Here is a 22,082-nt window from a genome sequence, read left to right as displayed (position 1 = left end):
CGCAAGTAGTTAGCTGATCCGGCGGTCTGAAAGCTAATTTCGATTCTAGGGCCAGAACCGCGCACAGTCTGTACGCTGGCGAACATTAGCCGGGTGATGGCGTTGAGGTGGCGTCGATAGAGGATTTTTATAGTGCGGATTCACCCAGCGGTTGAGGGCATTGTGAGCTGTCATTGCTCGACATTGCTCTCAAGAAACGGTCCACAATACGCCGACTGCTCTTTTTAGGATGAAGGCTACCGGAAGTTTATCAGCCGGAATAACAACTAGCCCGCAGCATATGGCGCCTGGATTGGAATCGCGTTTGTATTCAGTCAGCGCTGGAGCGCCGCTAACTAATCGCTTACAGCAGATTCAGTCTTTTCAACCGGAAATAACTTCTCGAACTCCTCGGCGGTCACTGCTTTCGAGAACAAATAGCCTTGCCCGTAATCGCAGCCGGCCTTAAGTAGCAGGTCGCGTTGCTCCGCCGTTTCCACCCCTTCCGCAATCACTTTCATACCCAGTACGTGCGCCATCGCGATAATGGCTTCGCAGAGCGCCATGTCAGTGGAGTTGGCGACCAGATTGGAGACAAAGGCCTGGTCGATTTTTAAAAAATCGATGTGGTATTTTTTTAAATAAGATAGCGAGGAATAGCCGGTGCCGAAATCGTCCAAAGACGTCTGCACGCCGGCATCTTTAAACGCTGTCAATTTATCGGCGACGATACTGGAGTTATCCAACAACAGTCCTTCGGTAATTTCCACGGCAATACAGCCGCCCGGCAAGCCCAATCGGGTTAAATGTTCAAACCAATCGGCCATTTTGTCGCTGTTATTGTGAAACTGTGCCGGAGATTTATTGATACTGATCTGAAACATAGCATGGTGGTTGACGCGCCACTTGGCCACTTGATTGGCTACCTGATGGAACACCCAGGAACCTATTTCGGTGATCAGACCACTGTCTTCCGCTATCGGGATAAACTCGGCGGGACTCACCAAACCCCGAGTGGGATGCTGCCAACGTAACAGCGCCTCGGCTTTTTTAATTTCGCCCGTCGCCAAATCCACAATCGGTTGGTAGGCCACCCAGATTTGATTATCGATCAAGGCATGCCTAAGATCGTTGGTTAACCGCAATCTAATCTCGGCGGCTTCCTGCATGGCCGGTGTGAAATAGCAAAAACGGCTGCGACCCAACTCTTTGGCGGCATACATGGCCTGATCGGCCTTCTTCAGCAACTCTTCCATGGTCTCAGCATCGTCAGGGAATAAGGCAATGCCGATACTGACCGAGACATAGCAACGTTCGTTATTGAGTTGAAACGGTGCCGTCATAGTGCGCAGCATGGCCTGCGCCACCCGGTCGATGCTGTTGATTTCATGCAGTTCGCTCATGATCAGCGTAAATTCATCGCCGCCGGGTCGCGCCAAGGTGTCGGTGTCGCGAATACAACTCGTCAAGCGCTGCGTGGTTTCCTTGAGTAATCTATCCCCTACATCGTGCCCCAAGGTATCGTTGATGTCCTTAAAATGATCCAGATCCATGAACATCAAAGCCAGCTTTTGGTGCTCGCGGTGCGATTTGTTGATCGCCCGCTGCAAGCGGTCCAGAAACATGCGCCGATTGGGCAGGCCGGTCAGCGGATCGATATTGGCTTGTTTATGGATCAGTTCTTCCGCGCGGCGCTGTTCGGTGATGTCCGACGACATCGCCACGCGGCGAATCTCCCGGCCATTATCGCCATACACCGTGCTAATGGATAAGCGCGCCAGATATTCCGAGCCGTTTTTGCGCCGGTTCCAAATTTCGCCCAACCATTGGCCGGTGGCATTCAGCTGTTTCCACATCTCGAAAAAAAAAGCCTCATCATGCCTACTGGATTTCAGCAAAGACGTATTTTGGCCGATGGCTTCGGCGGCCGAATACCCGGTAAGCTTGGTAAACGCCGGATTGACGGCAATAATTTTATGCTGAGTATCAGCCACCATAATCGCCTCTTCGATAGCCAGATAGACGGTGGCCGCCAGTTTTAACTCCCGCTCATTATTTTTGCGTTCGCTGATATCGACCATGGCGGCCAGACAGGTTTGCCGGTCGCTGTCGGCTATGGCCTCAACCGCCACCCAGCATGGACGCCCACCGGGCTCCAGCACGATTTCGCAATGCTGAGCGCCGGGATTGGTGAACACCTGTTCCAAAAACCCGTTGAAAACCGGTCGATATTCGCTACCCACGATATTGGCAAAGTGTCGCCCAGTTATTTTGCCGCGCTCGATGCCCAGCATGCGTTCGCCGTTGAAGTTGGTCTGCTGGACGCTGCCGTCCGTGCTCAGCGTAAAGTAAGCAACCGGGGCAAAATCGAACAGTTCGGCATAGCGTAACAAAGCTTGTTCGGCACCGGTCCGGGCTTCTTGTAAAGCTTCGTTTTGCATCTCCAGTTCGATCTGATGCACTTGTAACTCATGCACCAACCTATGTTGCGATTCGTTGAAACTTGGCGGCGCGGTCTCTGCCAATTGCCGCTCGGCGCGTTGGCGTAATTCGCCGGTATTCGAGCCGACATCATGTCGTTTTTTCATCGCTGTTCCTTAATTCGGCTTCCAGCTTTTTAGTTTCAGAGATGTCTATGAAGGTAATCACCACACCGTCGATTAAATTGTCCTGCGTGCGGTAAGGCATGATGCGCACCTTAAACCAGCGGTCATCACGGGCTGTGATCTGTTTTTCCACAAACACCAGGCTGCGCAACACCTCTTGGGCGTCTTGTTGCAGTGAGGGATAATCCAGATCGGTGACAATATCCGATAACGGCCGGCCGACATCGGCGGCGATCACCTTGAATAAATGGCTGATGTGGCTGGTAAAACGGCGGATGTTCAGGGTGTTATCCAAGAATATCGTGGCAATTTCCATGCTATTCAGCAGATTGTTCATATCATTACTGGCCCGCGACAAGTCATCCACTTTGACCTGCAATTCGGCATTCACGGTTTGCAGTTCTTCGTTCAAGGACTGCATTTCTTCCTTGGAGGTGGTCAACTCCTCGTTGGTGGATTGCAATTCTTCATTGGTCGATTGCAGCTCTTCGTTGGCAGACTTCAGCTCTTCTTGCGAAGTCTGCATTTCTTCGCGCAAGCTTTGTAAATCCTCGCGGGCTTGTTGCAGTTCGCTTTGCAAAGCTTTCTGGGTGGCGCTGGGCGATTTACGGATGGCGCTGCCGGCCGCCGGCGCCGCGACATCGGTAAACACCACAATCAACATGCCGTTTAAGGCCTCGGGTTTAGTGATGGCCTGCACCGTCAGATTCACTATCTGGCTGCCGCCGTTGGTACCGACGCTGAGCCCGGCAACGTGCACCGCTTCCACTTGGCTGCGGGCTTTTTTTAACGCGTTAATCAGTTCGTGTCTTAAGCCTTCGCGGGCCATCGCGTGAATGTTCCAATTGGCCTTGCCGGCTGCCGGTTCCAGGTATTTACCGGTGCGGCCGCTGATATAAAGGATATCGCCGCCGGCATTAACCAATACCGCCGCCGGTGAAAAATGCTGCAGCAACAACTGATCAGCCAAGGTTTGCAGATTGGCGATGGATGAGGTTTTGTCGGTGTCGTTAGTCATGGGTGCTATTGGGAAAAACTTGGTGGGAAAATCTACATCCAAAGGAAAAGGCGCGCCGATCCGCCGGTAAAGTCGGGATTTGTTATCGATGACAGTGAATAAATGCCCGGTATTGCCCGTGGTTTCGGCATTGCCGAGCATTAGAATCCCCTGATTGGCGAGCGCGTAATGGAACAGCAAGATTAGTTTTTTCTGCAATTCCTGGCTTAAGTAAATCAATAGATTACGACAGCACAGCAGGTCCAGCTTGGTAAACGGCGGGTCCATGATCACGTTGTGCGGCGCAAAGATCACCATCTCCCGGATTTCCTTGTTGATTCGATAGCCGCCGCCTTCTTTGCTGAAAAATCTGCTCAGACGTTCCGCGGATATATCTTCGGCGATAGTGGCCGGATACAGCCCTTGCCGGGCTTTGTCTATCGCATCCTGATCCAGATCGGTAGCAAAAATTTGCAGTTTAAACGGCTGCGGCGCTTGGCTGGCAGCCAAGGCTTCCTTAAAAATAATGGCCAGCGAATAGGCTTCCTCGCCGGTAGAACAGGCGGCCACCCAAGCCCGTAAGGCCTTTCCGGCCGGATACTGCGCGAGCAGTTCCGGAATGGCATCGGTTTTCAAAGCCTCCCATACCGCCGGATCGCGGAAAAAATTGGTCACACCGATCAACAGCTCCTTGAACAGCAAATCCAGTTCTTGCTGGTTCTCGCGCAAATAGCGCACGTACTTGGCTATCGACTCAATCTGGTGCAGCCCCATACGCCGCTCGATCCGCCGATAAATGGTGTTTTTTTTGTACAGCAAAAAATCGTTGCCGGTACGCTCGCGCAACAGGATCACAATTTGGTCGAGCGCACTTTGATTTTTTAACTCCAGGACAATGTCCGGCACGGCATGCAAGCCGCGCGGGCTATGCTGTAGATAGGCCAGGATTTTTCCCCACAGCTCCGGTGGAGTGGCAACGATGTCCGCTACGCCGGCATTAATCGCACTACGCGGCATCGAATCGAATTGCGCGGACTCCGGGGTTTGTACCACGGCCAAACCGGCATTTTCCTTAATGGCGCGCAGCCCCAAAGTACCGTCGGAACCCATGCCCGACAGGATAACGCCGGTCGCGCGTTCGTGCTGATCGTCGGCCAAGGCTCGAAAGAACGAATCTATCGGCAAACGCAAGCCTTTGGGTGCCAGCGGTTCCAGCAAATGCAGCTTGCCGTGCAGGATTGACAAATCTTTGTTAGGAGGAATTACATACACCCAGTTCGGCGCAATTTTCATGCGATCCCCTGCTTGCGTGACGGTCAACGGTGTTACCCGTTGCAGCAATTCCGGCAGCATGCCTTGATGATTGGGATCGAGATGTTGGATCACCACAAACGCCACGCTGCAATTGGCGGGCACTTGTGTGAAAAACTGCTCGAACGCTTCCAAGCCCCCAGCCGAGGCGCCGATAGCGATAATAGGCGGCGTATTATTCGAATCGATACTGGGTTTGCTGGTATTCAGGACTTTGGGTGCCGGCTTGGCGGCGCTTACCACCGCCAAAGCATTGGAGCCTAAACCGGCCGGGGAGGTTTTAACCATTTTTCAGCTCACTTTGGGTTAAATGAACGGCAGAGAATTGCATCATTACCTTTTGCCATTCCTTAACACGCATAATTTTTAAGGTACGTAGAGAGTACAGTCATAAGCGGTCAACCCAAAATTAATTCTAACTATTCGGCAAACTCGCGGTAGGGTCGAATTCATTCGACCGGACGCTTCAATACCGGCAAAAAGGCGAATGAATTCGCCCCTCCACCTTTGTCGTCTGCTTAACCCGATAAAAACCTGTCAGGGCTGAATAGTTACAATTAATTAAGTGCTTGTCTGCATACCCGCCAAGCACATTGGTTGCGGCTTTGACTCTAGCTATTCCCCAAGCTCAAGTCGGTACGCTAACGCACATGGGCGCTGCGCCGGACGTTTTTAGATTGAATAGCGCACCGCTGGACAGCGTCCGCATTGCACTTGTCCATCTCTAAAAGCCGTGGTAATTGGAATTTGGATTACACCGTGCAGATGCCGGCAGAGAGGATTCGGGCAGAATTATTAACTGGCGGTTCGGCGGCCGGCCAGCAAACTTTGTTGCAACTTATTGTTGTCCACCCACAAATCACCCGCCAACAGCTGACCAATCTGCCCTTTCAGATCGGGGTCCCGGTCGGCTTCAAAGAACAAGTTATGGACAATGTTGGAATGGTAAAAGCGTTCTACGAATAGGCGCATCGTGTTGAAACCCAACAGATAATTCTGATCGTCTTCGACATGCAGCTCGGGATCTGCTTCACGACCTTCCGCAAGCCCTTGATGCAAGCGGTCGGCGACGCGCGCAGCACTGGTAAAGGCCAGAAACACTCCGGAAGAAAACACCGGATCAAGAAAACCGGCGGCATCCCCGCAACACGCGTAGCGGGCGCCGTAACGGCTCTGATTGGTGTAGCTAAAATCCGCTTCAACCCTAGCGGGCGCGGACTGCTCAGCTCCTGCCAGCAAACGATTCAAGACTGGCGAACAAGCCAGATACCGGCGTAACAGCTCCTCGGTATCACAGTCACGGGGTTTGTCCTTCTGCACCACCAAGCCCACGCTCAAGCGCCGCCCGGCCAAGGGAATAATCCAGATCCAGCCAATGTCCACGACCGGGACGTAAATATTCCCGGAACTGAATAGTTCATCGGCCTCTTCGCTGGCTTGAATATTCTCGAAGTGGGCGTAAACCGCGAACTTACCCAAATTTTCGATCCGTTTGATGCCTTTGTCTTTTTTGCCCATCAGCGCGCTGCGGCCGGTGGCGTCGATCAAATAGCGGCAGCGGTAGCGGCTGTGATCGGACACGATGCTGACTCCGTCAGACTGAAAGGAAACATCCAGGACTTTTTCCTCCTGATGGGTTTCGACGCCGTGTTTCGCGGCGTTTTCAAACAGCATTTGGTCGAACGGAGCGCGTTCTATCTGGTAGGTTTTGCGGTGTACACTCAACGGGAAATACATGCGCTGTGCGGTGACTTCGTCCATGAACACCGCCCCGCTTTTCGACAGATTGCCGTCACTCCAATCTATGCCTAAGCGCTGTATCACCGGTTCACTAAAAGGCAGCATCGATTCGCCGATATGAAAACGCGGATGTCTACCGCTCTCCAACAGCAAAACCTTATGACCATATTGCGCCAGCAACGTCGCTGCCGTCGAGCCGGCCGGGCCGCCACCGACTACCACCACATCATGGTCAAAACTGTTTTGCTTGTTGGCTATCATGTTTAAAGGTTACTGATTAGTCGTTCGGATAGCCGTCTTCAGCGGCGTTGTAAATAGCACGGTACACAGTCCAATGTACGCCGCCGATGCCGGCCCCAGTGTAAGTGATGATGCCCACGCCTTTGTAAAACTCATCGGTGCGCATCACGTCCGGACCAAAGTAAAAAGGTATCCAGGCTTTGCCGGTTTGGTAAGACTTGGTGTCGGTGGGTTGTCCGAGAATTTCATGAACCTGGCCCTGAGTCATGCCCAGCTTGAGTTTGGCGAACGGGCTATTGGCCGGAAAGTTACCATCAATGCGCGAGTCCGGCGCCGTGCTTGACTGAGCCGCCGGAGCGCCTGACTCAGCGGGTGCTTTATTGCTGGATGCGCAGCCTGTGCCCAGCGCTAAAGCGGCGAAGAATGCTAATGTTTTATAGTGTTTCACAGAGATACCTTCAGGTTAGTTTTGGTAGCGGTCAATAGTAGTTCAGTTGCCGCCATTTTTCACCATCGTCTATTTTTGGATAGTAGGACGCCATCACTCCCAACCACCGACATCAACTTGCCAACCCGGCGTATGCGGCGTTAGCGCTATGGTTTGTGCCCCTTTTCCAGCTAAAACCGCTTCAAGCAAAGGAATAGCGGCTAAAATGGGCATACTATTTACCGAATTAGTCCAGGCCGCCGGAAAAATGGCCTCGCCTGCTTGCGGTCTGCCTATTTGCATCAGACGTCCATCCACTGCTCCAGCCGCCAATACCAAGGCACAGGCGAAAGCCGGGTTGCCACGACCTGGATCGAGATATTCCGGCCAGGTTTCGTCATAACAAACCAGCAGCAGTTCCCCGCCCTGGCAAGCCAACTGGCACCAGGCTTCCAGTAAGGCCATCGCCAAGGTGTCTGATCCCGCCGCTAACGCGCTGGCGGGCTGCGTGCATTGTTGGGCAATACTCCAATAGCCGGCCGCCGTATTCTGAACGGAATTGTGAAATCCGGCAGGTGAAATCACCCCATCGGCTTTGACCAATTCTGTGCAAATCTGGTCGGTCGTCTTAATTTCCCCGGCCACACTGGCAAATATTGCCGGCAAGGCTGATGGCGAACGCTGTGCTTGCTCGCAAGCCGCGGTTGCCGCGCTAAAGGCCATTTGCATGGCCTGACTGCTGCGCCGACGCAACAGCGGCGGAATGGTTTCGCGATTGATATCAAAGGCCGGAAACGGCAGGCTGGCCCGAAATTCTGCGTCCGGCGCACAGGCCGCAAAACCCAGTAGACTCATGAATTCCATTAAGCGGCCTCCAGCAACACACTGGCGTTGTTGCCGCCAAAGCCAAACGCATTACTCAATATCAGGCGGGGGCTGACTTTCAAGTTAGGGGCTGCCACCACCGGAAACCGGCATTCCGGGTCAGGTTCTCGCAAGCCGCAGGTGCCGGGTAAAAACCCGCGCTCCAAGGCCAGCAGGCTCACCACGGTCTCCACTGCACCGGCCGCACCCAGCGTATGGCCTAACAGGCCTTTTACGCCACTGCAAGGCGGCGGATTGGGAAATAAGCTACTTACTGCTCTGGCCTCGGATAGGTCGTTCAGGGTGCTGGCAGTGGCGTGCAAATTGATGTAATCGACCTCGCTGACGTCGCGTCCCGCCAAGCGCAAGGCCTGCGCCATCGCGGTAGCAGCACCGACGCCATCAGGGTGCGGCGCGCTCATGTGATGCGCATCGGAAGACTCGCCCACTGCCAATAAGCGGGGCCGATCTGCATTTTCCGCGTTAGGCTTTTCCAGCAATATTAAAGCAGCGCCCTCGCCTATGTTGATGCCTTGACGCTCGGCATCCATGGGCCGGCAAGCTTCAGCTGAGATTAACTGCAAGCTGTTGAAACCGCGCAGGGTCAGACGGCATAAACTGTCCACTCCTGCGACTAACACTGCGTCACAACAGTCGGTGGCAAGCAAGCGTTGCGCCGCAGCCAAGGCTTTGGCACTGGAAGAACAAGCGGTGGAAATGGCATAGCAAGGCCCTTGTAAACCCAGTTCCAGCCACAAAAACTCGGCTGTCGCTTGGGCTGTCTGTACCTTGGTGAAATAAAAATCGTCCGGCATGACGCCGTCTTGGTGCAAGCGGGCATAAGCATTCTCGGAGTCGTAGATGCCCGAGGTGCTGGTGCCCAATATCAAACCCACTCTTGCCGCACCGTGCTTTGCGATCACCCGCTCCACGTCAGCCCGAAAACCGCCTTGTTGCAGCGCCTTTAATGCCAATCTGGCATTACGGCAGTCGTAGGCTTGCAAGCTAGGCCGAATTGCCGGCAACGGTGAAGTCACCTCGCCCACCAATGTGGTGAACGGAATAGCAAATAGCGTCAGCGGTTTCAGGCAAGTTTGGTTAGCAATCAGACTGGCATACAAGGCTTCCACATCATCACCGCCGGCGCTGACGCACTGGTAGGCCGTGACGACGACAGGAGAAATCAGCGGGGACAAGGTCATTTATTGGTTGGCTTTTGGATCAGTAGAGGGCAAAGCAGAAAACCCAAGGTGACACCCAAGCTTACCGAGAGTGCCAGAATTGGCAAGGTGGGCGTTTTCCCCAAGCCCAACGCACCGAAGGACGCAATGGTAGTCAGGGTCGACGAGGCGATGGCGTGATAAGTCACATCGGCGTCTTTGCCGCGATTCTCGATAAAAAAGATGCCGTAATCCACGCACAGCGAGACCGACAGCAACAGACCGATGACGTGCAGGAAGCTGACTTCCTCGCCCATCAGCGCCCAGGTGGCGAAAATGAACAGGACGGATGCGAGAGAAGGCAGCAAGGTCAGCAACACCTTGCGCATGTCGCGTTGTTGCAGCCAAATAAACAAGGCCATCACGCCGATACCGATGCCCAGCATCACTAAAGACCGGTCCCGATATTTGCTTGCCAAATGATCCAGTTGATCCTTTTGGCTGAAGTAACGGGTGCCTTCCAAACCAGCCAAACCGGCTATCAACTTATCGGGATCATGCTCGCCCAGCCAGAGCGACAACATTACCCCGGTTTGGCCGGTCACTATTTGCCCGGACAGAATGTGTCTAACCGATGACGCCATTACGTTTTCTGGCAACAATGGCTCAGGCGCCGCGGGTAACAAATTGCCCAATTTCTCGACTGACAGGCCCGCCTTGGCTAAGCCCGCTTGCCAGGCTTGTTGAAACGCTGGCGTTGTAACACCTTGATAGAATTTGGCGTTTTCAGCTTGCAACTGCGCAGATACCAACCACGGAAACAGACCGTGATACTCGCTAACCACCCCCGCTTGCTTCAACGACTGCAACCGACGCTCGGCGGCTTCGGAGCGTTGCAGTGCAGTTTCCCAGTCGTCTGCTTGTATCAACACAAACCGGCCCGGTTCGATACTGGAAAAATGCGAGCGTACCGCCGCATCCTGCTGCTTCAGCAAATCCATGTCTACCGCCAACTTCTGCATATCGTCCATCCAGCGGATTTGCGGCAGGCATAACCCGGCTAAAACGACGCCAACAGCAAATAAACCCAGTAAGATTTTCCGGTGCTTACCGCAGAAATCCACCCAGGCCGCAATGCCCGGCAAATGCGCGGAGTGTAGCGAAGAATTAGTCAGTAAGGCTGGCAACACCCAGCGAGTCAGGCCCAAGGAGGCGATGATGCTGGCCAATGCAAACACCGCAATTTGCTCGAAGCCAGGAAACCCGGTAAAGCCTAAGGCACCGTAGCCGATCACGGTGGTCAAGCCGCCCATTAACAGACTCGGCCACAATAAGCGGACCGCCGATAGCGGCGTGTTGCGGTGTTTGGCGCAATGCACCATCACATGAATCGGATAATCGGAGGAAATGCCGATCAAACTAGCACCCAATGCCAGCGTCAAACTATGCACCTGCGGAAACACCAAGGCGGTTGCCAAAGTGCCGAGCACAAACGAAGCGCCCTGCACCATCATCACCCAGTGCAAGGCCGAAAAGGAATGAAACAGGAATAGAAACACCAAAGCCACGGCCAGGCTGGATACCACCGACACCAGCGTCACATCCTGGCTAATCTCACTTTGCGCGGCCACACTGAATACCGGTACGCCGGCCATCGATAACTTAAACACGCCGCCGGCTTCCGCATTCAAGCTGTCGAAATTTGCATGAATCGCCGCTTGCAAGCGAGTCTGCGCCTCGGAGTCCAGCGCAGCCGGACGGCTTTGCAGGATTAACGCGCCGCCGCTACCGAGTTTGGCTTGCTGCTGAAATTGGCTCTGCAAGGCCTTGAAACCGTTCAGAGACAGTAACAAGGGGTCCTGTTTGGCGATGGCTTTGACAAAACTGCCTTGCGGCGAAAGCAAGGCTTGCTTTAATCCGTCGGCCTTAGCTGCCAATTGGGAAGGATCGAATAATTCCGGCGCATCTGTTTCCGGATTTAGACTGAACAGGCGGGGGTGGTAAGGCGCGTAAGAAGCGACGGCATCAACCCAGTCGCGGGGCGGCTGGTCGGCCGGCCAGACTTGCTCTACATCATCGAGTTTGGCAAGTTGAGTCACCAGGCGAGCACTCAATGCGGCAACGGAAATCGAGGTATCGCCGGCACTTGTGCCTGCCGCTGGGGCTGGCTCGGTCTTTTCCACGACGAGTAAGTAGCGCCGCGATAGTTCGCCTGACTTTAACAAGCCCGCCAATAGCCGGGAATCTTCATCGTCGGTAGCGGTAAAAAACGCGTTGAGGTCAGTCTCGACCTTGATTTGCCAGAAAGTAATCGCCAGCAATAAGGGAAACAGCAGCACAAACCAGCGCTTTCGCCAGACAAAAGACACGCCCTATTCTCCGCTGGCTTCCAGCAGCAAACGCTGGAGGGAATATTCCTGTTGCTGCGCTTCGCTGGCTTTCTGCATTCGGTATTCGGTGGATTCACCATCGGCTTGTTTGATCAGGATGCGCCGTTGCTCGTCTTTGTCGTCGCCTGCAATCTCGATGGCTGGGAGCGCATCAGCAGTCAATTCCGGCTTCGGCGTCATCCGCAACGTCCATTGCTTGCCTTGTTTTTCGGCGGAAATATCATAGCTTGTTTGCAGTTCGTCGGCTCGCCCTTGCAGGATGGTACGAAACACCTTGATTTGCTCGCCCGCCGGTCCTGCAGAATCCAAAGCAGCATTGTGGCGTTGATTTTGCTGCGGGTCCCAATAGAGCATGCGCTGGTCGGTAATCGCCATGATCACCCGCGTGGGTTGCAGTTGCAATTTGACCAGGCTGCCATCCGCAGCGGACAGCATGACGCCTTGTCCATGCCATGGCTCGGCTGCCAACTCCAGTATGCGGGTTTCTTCATAGCTAAATTGCGCCTGACCCGTTTGCCGGATGCGCGCCAGTAATTCAGCAAGCACGGCGTCATCCGCGAATCCAGCGATGGGAAACAAAGCCAAAAGCAAAAAAAGCACGCGTTTAATCGTCATCCTTTGAACACCTTATGGCCGTTCATGGCGATGACTTTAAACGTCTCCAATGCCGGCGGAATTTCCAAGTCGGGAAAACGCCGATGCCGGTAAAACCATTCGCCGGTTCCCAGCAGGCCCATCAATAGGTACACCACCACACCTGTATAAAGCGCCCAAGCGGTTTGCCCGGCGATCAGCGGCAGGGCGGCGCAGATGACGATATTGACCGCAAAAAATAAGGTCCACACCCAGGTCAGATTCCGGCAATAATCGGTAATGCCGGGCACTAACTCCGGAAACTGCAAACGCACTAAGCGTTCGATAAAAGAAGGTGGCGACCATAGGGTATGTCCGAACAAAAATGTCAGCCACAAATAAGCGAATGATGGCACCAGCCAGACAAAATAGGTCGTTGCAAAATAGGCGCCGGCCAACAATACCGCAGCGAGAGTGAAGCTCGCCAACCGTGCGACGAGACCAGTCGAGGTAATGCCGCGCCATAGGGTCAGCGCGGCGAAGACGATTAGCTCTAAGCTGGCAAAACCGAGACCAGTCAGATAGGCACTTAGAAAAGGATAAGCGACAACAACACCGGCGATTAAGAGCGGTTTGATGACATGCCCCATGATTAACGGGTGCGATTAGCGGCGACGAAATCTGCGAGCGAGCGGAGAGAAAGAAAGATCTGATTATTGCGTTCGTCACCGGAGGTGATCTTGATACCGTATTGCCGATCCAGCATCACGCCGATTTCCAGCGCGTCGATGGAATCCAAGCCCAGTCCGCCGCCGAACAACGCATCATCCGGCGACAGATCGTCCGGAACGATGTCTTCCAGGAGCAAGCCCTCGATAAGCATGGTTTTCAATTGGCTGATCAAGTCATCTGACATGGCTATTTAAATTCCATTAATAAACGCCGGATTCTACACAAATTCCCGGAGAGGTTCAAAATCACTTGGATTGCGGCGCCGGCAATGCCAAAATTGCCGAACGCTTACCCACTCAACACCCAATGCCGACAGATAGATACATGCGTCCTTTCCTGGCTTTAAAGACCCTGTTATTCACGCTAATCGTCCCCGGCGCGGTGCTGATTTACGTACCTTACTGGCTACTTTCCGATCCGAACAGCAACTTGCCGCACGCCAATCTGGCATGGGCTCTGCCCTCAGGGCTGTTTATCATCCTGGGTTTAGCTATTTATCTGCGTTGCGCTTGGGATTTTGCCGTTAAGGGACTGGGCACACCCGCCCCAATAGATCCGCCCATAAAACTGGTTATTACCGGACTGTATCGCCGCACCCGCAACCCAATGTTTCAAGGCGTTTTGCTGCTGTTATTGGCAGAATGTTTGTTGTTTACCGATCCGCTCCTGTTAGTTTATGCGGGCTCGATTGCGCTGTTTTTCCATATTACCGTGGTATTTCGCGAAGAACCGGACCTTGCCAGTCGGTTTGGCGCGTCTTACAGCCACTATTGTCGGCAGGTGCCGCGCTGGGGTTTTGCGTTAAAGGCCTTTTCGCCGGAGCCGGTCTGAAGTGCTCGACAGTGCTTTGCATATCATTTTTATCTAACCCACCCACCATTTCAATGCCATGAAGGAAACACTGAAGAATTTCATCTTTGCCGAGCTTATCTACCATGAAGATCCGGTCTCTTTCGGCGATGAGGATAATTTGCTGGACGCGGGATTGGACAGCATGGGTATCATGCGTTTGATCATGTTTGCCGAGAAAGAATTTGGCGTCACCTTGCCGGACACGGAAATCGAACCGGATAACGTCGGCAGCCTGAATTCGCTGGAAAGCTGGATCCGCCGCAGCGGTTACGCAGGATGACCGATTCCGCGGAACAGCTGTTCAATCCGGGCGATTATTTTACCTATGTACTCGACCAGGAAATTCGTAACGCCGGTATGCCCGGCGGTTATTGCGGGTTTGCGTTGCAACTGGCGGAAACACCGGATTTGTCCGCGCTGCAACAGCGCTTGGATTTACTGGTAGAACGCTTCCCGCAAGCGTCCGCCAACATCGAGCCGCGCGGCAAGCGTTTCGCCTGGGTCGCCACCGGCAATCCAATACTGTTGGAATTGCATCAATGCCAGCCTGATGCGAATGAGGCCGATGAAACCCAACGCTTGCTGCTGGACATTTTCAATCGCCAGGAATCCCGCCCGCTGACGGTACACTGGATAGCCGGCGCTGACGGCGGCACTTTATTGCTGATTTGGTTGCATCCCCTGCTCGATGCGCGTGGCTGCAAGATACTGCTCGACTTCCTGTCTACAGAACGTCCGGAAAGCTTTAGGGATTCGCCGTCGCTGATCGAAGCCAAATTGGCGCAATGGAGCTTCTGGAAAAAACTGCAATTGTTTTTCAAAGCCAAGCGCCACAATACCGCAGCCAATAGCCTGGATAGTTGCTTGCCGACTCAGGTTGAACAAGGGCCGCAACGCCTGCAATTAAAAGTACAGCGTTTCGATGCCGACCAGTCACAGCGCATCGCCAAACTGGCGCAACAGTACACCGGCCTGACCGGCCGCACGCTGTATTACCTGGGCTGCTTCATGCGCGCCATGGAACTGGTCGGGCCGCCGGAGCCAAAAGACGGCTATTGCATCCCCTACGCGTTCAATCTGCGCCGGCAGAACGCGCCGACACCGATGTTCGGTAACCATATCGGCTGCCTGTTCGCCCGCGCTACCCGCGACAAAGTTAGAGATAGAACAGGCTTGTTTGCGCATCTCTTGAGCGAACATAAGCAAGTGGTACGAGATGAACTGGACTTGGCCTACCTGCCGCTGATGTGGCTGGGCCAATGGCTATCGCCCGACAAATACGCCAAAGTCTTGCGCAAACAACACAGTGGCGGCGAATTAAGCTCGTTGTGGTTCTCCGACATCGGCGAACTGTCCTGGGGCAAGACAGGCTTTCTCGGCGTCCCGGTGACCGATCTATCCCTGATGTGCTGGATGACCTTGCCGCCGGGTTTGGCGCTGTTAGCCTGCCAGCATAATGGCAAGTTGGTTTTGTCCTATAGCTACTTATCGCCGGCGATAGACGAGGCTTGGTTGGATGCGGTGATGGAGAGGATGAATTTGGAGTTGTTGGAAACTGCCGAAAGCTGAGTGACGTATCGTTCCCACGCTCCAGCGTTGGAATGCAGTTGGAACCGCTCCAGCGGTTCGGGACGCTGAAGCGTCCCTGACAGGGTTCCCATTTATGCCCCGCGACTACGCCGGAGCGTGGGAACCATCCGTAGGCCATTATTTTTACCTCATGCTGCTGACACCTTTTCTATACCAATGCCAACAACAACCCGATGCCCTGGCCTTGCAAGAGCAAGATCGAAGAGTCAGTTATCGGCAACTCCTGCAACAGGCGCAAACCATCGCCGCGGCTTTGCAAGCCAAGGGCATCCAACCCGGCCAGCCGGTCGCGATTCATCTGGATCGTGGCATAGACGCCGCTAGCGCATTATTCGGGGTCCTGCTGAGCGGGGCTTGTTATGTGCCGCTCGACCTAAAAAACCCAGTCGCCAGACTGAGCTTTATCATCGCCGATGCTCGGGTTCGTGTAGTAATTGGATCGCGCGCGCGCGCGCCGGCTTGGCTGGATGACAGCCTGTGGCTCGATATCGCCAGCTGTAACGAGGCGACGCCAGCAACTGTAGAAACTCCCGCCGAATCGCTGGCCGCGATTTTATATACCTCCGGCTCCACCGGCCAACCGCGCGGCGTGGCTATTAGTCACCGGGCGATTTCGGCGTTTACAAGCTGGGCCTCCGAATTGCTTAGATTAACGCCGGCCGACCGCATCGCCAGCAGCGCACCGTTCTTTTTTGATCTATCCACCTTCGACTTGTACGCCGTGTTAGGCGCCGGCGCCAGCCTGCATTTCGTTCCGAGCGGCTTGCCTATGGCCCCGGCCCGCTTGAGCGCCTGGCTAAACGAACGAGCCATCAGCGGCTGGTACACAGTGCCCTCGCTGTTGGCCTTCTTGACCTACAAAGGCAACCTAGCCCAAACGCCGCTGGCCGGGCTGCGCTTTTTAATCTTTGCCGGCGAAGTGTTACCAACCCCTGCCCTAATCGACCTAGCCGCCAGTCTACCGCAGACGGCCTTGTACAATTTCTTCGGCCCCACCGAAACCAATGTCTGCTGTTATTGGCCAGTGGCACGGGAGCGCTTGGTCGCCGAGCAAACCATTCCCATTGGTCTGCCCGCTGCCGGTTGCGAACTAACTATCGACGCTGAAACCGGCGAGTTATGGGTACGCGGACCGACGCTAGCTAGCGGCTACTGGCGCGACGGTCGCGTGCAGTCTTTTATGAGCGCTGACGGTTGGTATGCCACCGGCGACCGCGCCAGCCTGGAACAAAACGAATACCGCTTCCATGGACGCCTCGGCCGCATGCTGAAATGCTCCGGCTACCGGGTCGAGCCGGCGGAAATCGAAACTATCGTCAACGCCATCCCCGGTGTCAAAGCGTGCGCCGTGATCGGCATGGACGATCCCACCGCCGGCCAGCGTCCGGCGTTAGCATTGGTTTTTGAGCAGGAAGCGTCCATCGGTGAGATTCGCAAGGTGTTGAACAGACAACTGCCGGCCTATATGCAACCGAGTCGTTATTTGGTTATGGAGGATTTGCCGAAATTGGCTAATGGGAAACTGGACCTTCAGCAGATAAACAACTTGTTCGAAACTCAACTATGATCTCGGAAAACCAAATATAGGCAGCCGCGTATGTACGAGTTGTTAACGATCCTAGTAGGCGGAATATTAGCCATTTACGTGACAGCGGAATGGGTACTATATTTCCTGGAATCGAGGCATTGGTTAGGTTTGATTCTGAGTGTATCAGCTCCTTGTTTCGTGGCAGTCGGCCTATGGCTCAAACTACGTTGGGCTTTGTATTTGCTAGCCGCCGCCATCGGCATCACCAGCGCTTTATTTGTCTCAGGGAATTTTAAACTTCTGTTACCAGCATGATCGATATGCAGTTGTCGTATTGATAGCTGAGAAAAACACCGGTAGTGACTGGCGATAACAGACAAGTTTTGAATCATCTAATCCGTTTTATGATCACCTTCTCTCTCATCGACGCATCCGAGCAAGACCAGGATTTCATCTTTGAAACCTTCAAACTCTCGATGCGTGATTACATTGAGTGGGCCTGGGGGTGGGACGAGGAATTCCAATATACCGGCTTCTGGGCAGCCCTACCGGTTAAGAACTTTAAACTAATTTGTATTTCTGGGGAGCATGCCGGCGCAATCTATGTGGAAGAGAGCGAACAAAGTCATTGGATCCGCACCCTATTCCTGCGCCCGGAATTTCAAAGACTTGGAGTGGGTTCCGCTTTGCTTATACAAGAGGCTTTCCGAGCAAGAAGTCTGAACAAGAAATTGATACTAAAAGTCATTAAGATCAACCCAGCAAAACGCCTGTACGATCGTATTGGTTTCAGAGTAGTGGATGAAGACAGCAAGACTTACCACATGCAGTGGGAGTAAAAATCATATCGTTCCCACGCTCCGCGTGGGAACGCAGCCCCAGACGCTCCAGCGTCCTGAACAAACAGCCAGCCAATGGGCCGAAGCCGTTACATCATCACTGAACCCCAGCAAGCACATTTCATGACCTGTACAGTGGTGGAATGGCTGCCAGTCTTTACTCGGCCAGATACCGTGCAAATCCTGCTCGATTGCTGGCAATATCAAAGGCAACAGGCAGGTTTAGAGCTATATGGTTACGTAATTCTGGAAAACCATCTGCATTTCATCGCGCGAAATACCGCGCTGGATAAATGCGTTGCCAGCTTTAAAGCCTTTACCGCACGGCGGATCATCGACCACTTGCAGGCCAAACAAGCCGAACGCTTGCTGGAGCGCTTACGGTTTGCCAAATGCGCACACAAGCATGATCGGGAGTTCCAGTTCTGGCAGGAAGGTGTGCATGCGGAGTTGATTCTTAACGACAGGATGATGCGGGAGAAGTTGGATTATATTCATGCCAATCCGGTGAAGCGAGGGTATGTGAGTTTGCCGGAGCATTGGCGTTATTCCAGTGCTTCGAACTATGCGGGACTGGATGGTTTGATTGAGATTGACGTCTGGTAATCGTGACGCTGGAGCGTCTGGGGCGGCATTCCCACGCTGGAGCGTGGGAACGATACAATAAGGGGTAAATCTTTTCGCCTGTGTAAAACCTCAATGACTATGAGCACTGACTTTTCCGGAATACCTGCTTACGCAGGCCCACCGAACCAAACCCAAATCCGATCCCGCTTGCGTGCCGTTGCCGAGCTGGGTGTGTTCCGTCATGCCATCCCCACAACCATCGGCGGTTTTGGCGACGACTTTGCTGCGTTGGTCAAAAGCCATCGCCGGCTCGGAGAAGCCTGCCGCGATCCCGGCCTGATGCTGGCGATCAACGCCCATCTGTGGGGCTCGGTCTTCCCTATTCTGTTGTATGGCACAGCGTTGCAACAGGAAACATATTTGCCTTCACTGTTGAGCGGGAAATGGCTGGGCGGCCACGCCATCACCGAGCCATCCTGCGGCTCCGACGTGCAGGCGATGACCACTCGCGCGGAACTTAGTGGCAGCGAGTATGTTTTGAACGGCGAAAAACGCTACATCAGCAATGTGCCCTTGGCTGATTGGCTGGTGGTTTACGCGAAGCTGGACGGCAAGATTTCGGCGTTCCTGGTTTCCCGCGACGATGACGGGTGTAATTTCTGCAATGACGGGGCGTTGGACGCTTGCCGGGGCAGCGCTACCGGCAGCGTAAACTTGAAAGATTGCCGGCTCGATGCTGAGCGCCTGTTGGGTAAAGTCGGCGCGGGCACGCAGATGATCCAAAAAGCGCTGGAATACGAGCGCGCCTTCGTGTTTGCCGGCATCGCCGGGATTATGGACTGGCAATTGGCGGAAGTGGTGCGTTACAGCCGGGACCGGCGCTCCGGCGGCGTACATTTGGGCAAGCATCAGGCTATTGGCCACAGGATTGCGGATATGAAGTTGCGGCTGGACACTGTCGATTTATGGTTAGGCGAATGCGCGCGATTGTGCGACGCAGGCCAACGCCTGACAATGGCTTCAGCGCAAACCAAGCTTTATGCGGCCGAAGCCTTCTTGCAATCCAGCCTAGATGCGGTGCAGATCATGGGCGCGGCGGGTCTCGAATCGGGAAGCATAATGGCGCAATTGGTGCAGGATGCCATGGCCGGCCGCTTGTTTTCCGGCAGTTCGGAAGTGCAGAAAAACCTGATCGCCGCCCTGCTCGGCACCGGCGACGCTTACCGGCTTAACCCGCAATCGCTTTCATGATGAATTTTTCCGCTTACCGCAACTGGCAGCCTACGCCATTAATGAAGGTTTCATTTGCAATAACTATGGCTGCTCCGCTGGCAATGGTCATTCAACCTAGCATTTGGCCTTGGGCCTTGGCACTCCTGATTACCGACCATTTGGTTTTAACCTTTGCCGGGCTTTGGCCGCGCTGTTCCTGGGTGGGGTCGAACTGGACTTCGTTACCGCCAGCTTCCGCCGCGCGGGGCGAAATTGCCATCACGATTGACGACGGCCCTGATCCCGACATCACACCCGCCGTCCTCGATATATTGGATCATTACCACGCCAAGGCGACATTTTTTTGCATTGCCGATAAAGCTCAGCGCTACCCGGACCTGTGCCGGAACATCGTGAAACGCGGGCACGCCGTGGAAAATCACAGCATGTACCACAAATACCATTTGCCGTTTCTATTGCTAAATGGCTGGATGGCCGAACTAAACGCGGCCCAGGATGCTCTGACTAAGGTGACCGGCATTCGTCCGCGATTTTTCCGGCCGCCGGTGGGTTTGCGTAATCCTTTGCTGGACCCGGTACTCAAGCGTTTGGGTCTGCAATTGGCGAGTTGGACCCGACGCGGCTTCGACACTATCGAGGGCAATTCGCAGGTCGTATTGGCGAAATTATTGAAAGACCTAAAGGCCGGAGACGTCCTGCTGTTGCATGACAGTAACGTCGCTGTTACTGAAAGCGGCCAGCCGGTCATTCTGGAAGTGTTGCCGCCCTTGTTGAAGGCCATTAACGCCGCAAGGTTACGCACCGTAACACTGGGCGAAAGTCTGGATGGTTCCGACTAAGTTCAGGAACAATCCTGTTTATTAAACAAATCTTGACTGCGGAGCTATCAGCCATGAAAAAATACTATTCCATCACCGCTTTGCTGTTCTTTCTGAGCGCCTGCTCCTATCAAGCGCCCGATTATTTGCAAGTTATTGCCGCGCCGGAATTAAACCAACTGATGCAAAAACAGGATATTTTTCTGGTGGACGTGCATACGCCAGAGCAGCGGCATATCAAAGGCACCGATGCGTTTATCCCTTACAACAACGTAGAAAAATATCTGGATAAACTGCCCAAGGATAAATCTACCCCGATTTATCTGTACTGTGAGGGCGGGCCGATGGGTAATGCCGCAGCCAAAACGCTACACGAACTGGGTTACGAGCATTTAAGCAATCTGGAAGGCGGCACCAAAGCCTGGAAACAGGCGGGGTTCGGGTTCGAATAAACTTGCAGAGTATGAGTTTTTAATCGCTGGAACAGCGACAACTATCAGCGGTTCCAGCGACGGAAGATTACCCGTGTTTATTCGACAATACTGTCGACCTTGCCGTTTTTAAATTTCACCACAAAGCGGTTGAACAGGTTAGACCAGTAAGTCCAGTCGTCGCTATCCAGCGAGGGCGTCACATGCTGCGGCGGGTAGCCGATGGCCGCCAGCACGGCTTTTTTACTCATATCTTTCTTGACTTGCCCCGCCAGGATGCTTTCGCGTTCGACGGCGGTAAATTGATTGAGATCAACTTTGCTGGTCCCGGCGATTTTACTGAAGGCAATCGGCATGTCGTCCTTGGTAAACTTCTGCACGTTTTCGATGGTGATCAATTGGCCGCTAGGCTCCACTCTAAGCACCGCGTCGTCGGAATTCAGAGATAGCAATGCGACCGGCGTATTGATCGGAATCAACTGGCCCTTACGATAATTGGTGGTGCGGAACCGATTCTGCTCTTGGAACAGACTGAACTGCGTATAGTAAACCTGAGCGGGCTGGACCACCGCTGCCGCGCCTTCGCCGGGTTTAAGCTCTTTTTTACACCCAACCGCCAACACAGCCAGGCACAGCAGCATAAAAATGTAGTTTTTTCTAAACATAGTCAAAATCCCTCTAGCAAAAGGTTAAGAACATGCTGACGCCAGGCAAAATGCAGCGCCGCGACGGTAAAAACAGATAGTACAGCCGGGAAAGCCCTAAAAACAAACTGAACAGACAGCACTAGGGCGAATCGATTTTAATCCCGAGTTTTTCCAGAAACACGGCCGGCGAGGCGAAACACATTTCGCGGCTCACCGCATCAACAGCGGCCTGGATGGTATGCCCCTTGGCCAATACTTCGCCGGTTTCGGCATCCGCGACCAGGTATTTAATCTTCATCCGGTATTCCCACTCCACCAACTCCGCCGATACCCTAATCCGCTGTTCAAACTGTGCCGGGCGCACATACCGTAATTGCAAATCCACGATCGGCCATACGTAGCCTGTCTCCTTCATCGCCATATAACCGTAGCCGATTTTGTCCAGCATCGCGCAGCGGGCGATCTCGATGTATTTGCAATAGTGGCCGTGCCAGGCAATATTCAATAGATCGATGTCATGAAAAGGTACGGTCATTTCGACTTCGGCGCGTAGCATAG

At 53.8% G+C, this 22,082-nt stretch carries 21 protein-coding genes; 9 read left to right on the top strand and 12 right to left on the bottom strand.

What is annotated here, in order from left to right; all coding sequences use genetic code 11:
* Positions 1 to 335 precede the first annotated feature (335 nt).
* The 10 genes from A1332_RS09330 to A1332_RS09285 all read right to left on the bottom strand — a co-directional run bounded on the left by A1332_RS09330 (position 336) and on the right by A1332_RS09285 (position 13,203).
* On the bottom strand, positions 336 to 2,567 hold the full coding sequence (locus tag A1332_RS09330; protein ID WP_064008219.1) for an EAL domain-containing protein: 2,232 nt from the start codon (positions 2,565 to 2,567) through the stop codon (positions 336 to 338).
* The gene (locus A1332_RS09325) at positions 2,551 to 5,181 is read right to left on the bottom strand and encodes a chemotaxis protein CheB (RefSeq protein ID WP_082879619.1); all 2,631 of its coding nucleotides are present in this window, start codon (positions 5,179 to 5,181) and stop codon (positions 2,551 to 2,553) included. Before A1332_RS09325 ends, A1332_RS09330 begins: the two co-directional genes overlap by 17 nt.
* A gap of 507 nt (positions 5,182 to 5,688) precedes the next feature.
* Entirely contained in the window at positions 5,689 to 6,894 is a 1,206-nt protein-coding gene (locus A1332_RS09320; protein WP_064008218.1) for an NAD(P)/FAD-dependent oxidoreductase, read from the bottom strand.
* A gap of 16 nt (positions 6,895 to 6,910) precedes the next feature.
* Complete coding sequence (gene bamE / locus A1332_RS09315; RefSeq protein WP_064008217.1) at positions 6,911 to 7,321, bottom strand: outer membrane protein assembly factor BamE domain-containing protein; 411 nt, start codon at positions 7,319 to 7,321, stop codon at positions 6,911 to 6,913.
* 93 nt (positions 7,322 to 7,414) lie between these two features.
* On the bottom strand, positions 7,415 to 8,164 hold the full coding sequence (locus A1332_RS09310) for a beta-ketoacyl synthase chain length factor (RefSeq protein WP_064008216.1): 750 nt from the start codon (positions 8,162 to 8,164) through the stop codon (positions 7,415 to 7,417).
* Entirely contained in the window at positions 8,164 to 9,366 is a 1,203-nt protein-coding gene (locus A1332_RS09305) for a beta-ketoacyl-ACP synthase (RefSeq protein ID WP_082879618.1), read from the bottom strand. The genes A1332_RS09310 and A1332_RS09305 overlap by 1 nt, the downstream gene beginning before the upstream one ends.
* Positions 9,363 to 11,693: an MMPL family transporter gene (locus tag A1332_RS09300; RefSeq protein WP_064008215.1), complete on the bottom strand. Its 2,331-nt coding sequence runs from the start codon at positions 11,691 to 11,693 to the stop codon at positions 9,363 to 9,365. Before A1332_RS09300 ends, A1332_RS09305 begins: the two co-directional genes overlap by 4 nt.
* A gap of 3 nt (positions 11,694 to 11,696) precedes the next feature.
* Complete coding sequence (locus A1332_RS09295; protein ID WP_157203980.1) at positions 11,697 to 12,329, bottom strand: LolA family protein; 633 nt, start codon at positions 12,327 to 12,329, stop codon at positions 11,697 to 11,699.
* On the bottom strand, positions 12,326 to 12,937 hold the full coding sequence (locus A1332_RS09290; protein WP_064008214.1) for a hypothetical protein: 612 nt from the start codon (positions 12,935 to 12,937) through the stop codon (positions 12,326 to 12,328). Before A1332_RS09290 ends, A1332_RS09295 begins: the two co-directional genes overlap by 4 nt.
* Positions 12,938 to 12,939: 2 nt before the next feature.
* Complete coding sequence (locus A1332_RS09285) at positions 12,940 to 13,203, bottom strand: phosphopantetheine-binding protein (RefSeq protein WP_020481178.1); 264 nt, start codon at positions 13,201 to 13,203, stop codon at positions 12,940 to 12,942.
* Positions 13,204 to 13,268: 65 nt separating this feature from the next.
* On the opposite strand from A1332_RS09285, the gene A1332_RS09280 reads away from it, so the two are divergent.
* The 9 genes from A1332_RS09280 (at position 13,269) to A1332_RS09235 (ending at position 20,898) form a co-directional block, all read left to right on the top strand.
* Entirely contained in the window at positions 13,269 to 13,850 is a 582-nt protein-coding gene (locus A1332_RS09280; protein ID WP_082879617.1) for a methyltransferase family protein, read from the top strand.
* A gap of 58 nt (positions 13,851 to 13,908) precedes the next feature.
* Positions 13,909 to 14,151, top strand: a complete 243-nt coding sequence (locus A1332_RS09275) for an acyl carrier protein (RefSeq protein WP_064008213.1) — start codon at positions 13,909 to 13,911, stop codon at positions 14,149 to 14,151.
* Complete coding sequence (locus tag A1332_RS09270; RefSeq protein WP_064008212.1) at positions 14,148 to 15,440, top strand: hypothetical protein; 1,293 nt, start codon at positions 14,148 to 14,150, stop codon at positions 15,438 to 15,440. Before A1332_RS09275 ends, A1332_RS09270 begins: the two co-directional genes overlap by 4 nt.
* Before the next feature lie 94 nt (positions 15,441 to 15,534).
* A complete protein-coding gene (locus A1332_RS09265) occupies positions 15,535 to 17,028 on the top strand; it encodes an amino acid adenylation domain-containing protein (RefSeq protein WP_231890252.1) in 1,494 nt (497 codons plus the stop codon).
* A gap of 344 nt (positions 17,029 to 17,372) precedes the next feature.
* Entirely contained in the window at positions 17,373 to 17,828 is a 456-nt protein-coding gene (locus A1332_RS09255; RefSeq protein ID WP_157203979.1) for a GNAT family N-acetyltransferase, read from the top strand.
* Positions 17,829 to 17,903: 75 nt separating this feature from the next.
* On the top strand, positions 17,904 to 18,434 hold the full coding sequence (locus A1332_RS09250) for an REP-associated tyrosine transposase (protein WP_064008208.1): 531 nt from the start codon (positions 17,904 to 17,906) through the stop codon (positions 18,432 to 18,434).
* Positions 18,435 to 18,527: 93 nt separating this feature from the next.
* A complete protein-coding gene (locus A1332_RS09245) occupies positions 18,528 to 19,646 on the top strand; it encodes an acyl-CoA dehydrogenase family protein (protein WP_064008207.1) in 1,119 nt (372 codons plus the stop codon).
* Positions 19,647 to 19,711: 65 nt separating this feature from the next.
* Positions 19,712 to 20,467 (top strand): polysaccharide deacetylase family protein, encoded by a 756-nt coding sequence (locus A1332_RS09240; protein ID WP_231886710.1) that lies wholly within the window; start codon positions 19,712 to 19,714, stop codon positions 20,465 to 20,467.
* 53 nt (positions 20,468 to 20,520) lie between these two features.
* Positions 20,521 to 20,898, top strand: coding sequence for a rhodanese-like domain-containing protein (locus A1332_RS09235; protein ID WP_064008205.1), 378 nt, complete (start codon positions 20,521 to 20,523; stop codon positions 20,896 to 20,898).
* A 77-nt stretch (positions 20,899 to 20,975) separates the two neighbouring features.
* On the opposite strand, the gene A1332_RS09230 is transcribed toward A1332_RS09235, so the two are convergent.
* Both A1332_RS09230 and A1332_RS09225 read right to left on the bottom strand, forming a co-directional pair.
* On the bottom strand, positions 20,976 to 21,542 hold the full coding sequence (locus tag A1332_RS09230) for a hypothetical protein (RefSeq protein WP_064008204.1): 567 nt from the start codon (positions 21,540 to 21,542) through the stop codon (positions 20,976 to 20,978).
* 121 nt (positions 21,543 to 21,663) lie between these two features.
* Positions 21,664 to 22,080 (bottom strand): acyl-CoA thioesterase, encoded by a 417-nt coding sequence (locus tag A1332_RS09225; protein WP_064008203.1) that lies wholly within the window; start codon positions 22,078 to 22,080, stop codon positions 21,664 to 21,666.
* Positions 22,081 to 22,082 lie beyond the last annotated feature (2 nt).

It is taken from the genome of Methylomonas methanica (genome assembly GCF_001644035.1).
Classification (GTDB): domain Bacteria; phylum Pseudomonadota; class Gammaproteobacteria; order Methylococcales; family Methylomonadaceae; genus Methylomonas; species Methylomonas methanica_A.
The sequence above is the reverse complement of the archived record's forward strand: the minus strand, read 5'-3'. Positions and strand labels throughout refer to the sequence as shown.

What these genes read in the sequence shown, in the direction of transcription:
- A1332_RS09250 (WP_064008208.1), top strand. Translation starts at nt 17,904, where the DNA reads ATGGGCCGAAGCCGTTACATCATCACTGAACCCCAGCAAGCACATTTC.
- A1332_RS09290 (WP_064008214.1), bottom strand. Translation starts at nt 12,937, where the DNA reads ATGGGGCATGTCATCAAACCGCTCTTAATCGCCGGTGTTGTTGTCGCT.
- A1332_RS09245 (WP_064008207.1), top strand. Translation starts at nt 18,528, where the DNA reads ATGACTATGAGCACTGACTTTTCCGGAATACCTGCTTACGCAGGCCCA.
- A1332_RS09265 (WP_231890252.1), top strand. Translation starts at nt 15,535, where the DNA reads ATGCCCCGCGACTACGCCGGAGCGTGGGAACCATCCGTAGGCCATTAT.
- A1332_RS09305 (WP_082879618.1), bottom strand. Translation starts at nt 9,366, where the DNA reads ATGACCTTGTCCCCGCTGATTTCTCCTGTCGTCGTCACGGCCTACCAG.
- A1332_RS09325 (WP_082879619.1), bottom strand. Translation starts at nt 5,181, where the DNA reads ATGGTTAAAACCTCCCCGGCCGGTTTAGGCTCCAATGCTTTGGCGGTG.
- A1332_RS09285 (WP_020481178.1), bottom strand. Translation starts at nt 13,203, where the DNA reads ATGTCAGATGACTTGATCAGCCAATTGAAAACCATGCTTATCGAGGGC.
- A1332_RS09235 (WP_064008205.1), top strand. Translation starts at nt 20,521, where the DNA reads ATGAAAAAATACTATTCCATCACCGCTTTGCTGTTCTTTCTGAGCGCC.
- A1332_RS09275 (WP_064008213.1), top strand. Translation starts at nt 13,909, where the DNA reads ATGAAGGAAACACTGAAGAATTTCATCTTTGCCGAGCTTATCTACCAT.
- A1332_RS09295 (WP_157203980.1), bottom strand. Translation starts at nt 12,329, where the DNA reads ATGACGATTAAACGCGTGCTTTTTTTGCTTTTGGCTTTGTTTCCCATC.
- A1332_RS09330 (WP_064008219.1), bottom strand. Translation starts at nt 2,567, where the DNA reads ATGAAAAAACGACATGATGTCGGCTCGAATACCGGCGAATTACGCCAA.
- A1332_RS09230 (WP_064008204.1), bottom strand. Translation starts at nt 21,542, where the DNA reads ATGTTTAGAAAAAACTACATTTTTATGCTGCTGTGCCTGGCTGTGTTG.
- A1332_RS09320 (WP_064008218.1), bottom strand. Translation starts at nt 6,894, where the DNA reads ATGATAGCCAACAAGCAAAACAGTTTTGACCATGATGTGGTGGTAGTC.
- A1332_RS09240 (WP_231886710.1), top strand. Translation starts at nt 19,712, where the DNA reads ATGGCTGCTCCGCTGGCAATGGTCATTCAACCTAGCATTTGGCCTTGG.
- A1332_RS09310 (WP_064008216.1), bottom strand. Translation starts at nt 8,164, where the DNA reads ATGGAATTCATGAGTCTACTGGGTTTTGCGGCCTGTGCGCCGGACGCA.
- A1332_RS09270 (WP_064008212.1), top strand. Translation starts at nt 14,148, where the DNA reads ATGACCGATTCCGCGGAACAGCTGTTCAATCCGGGCGATTATTTTACC.
- A1332_RS09225 (WP_064008203.1), bottom strand. Translation starts at nt 22,080, where the DNA reads ATGCTACGCGCCGAAGTCGAAATGACCGTACCTTTTCATGACATCGAT.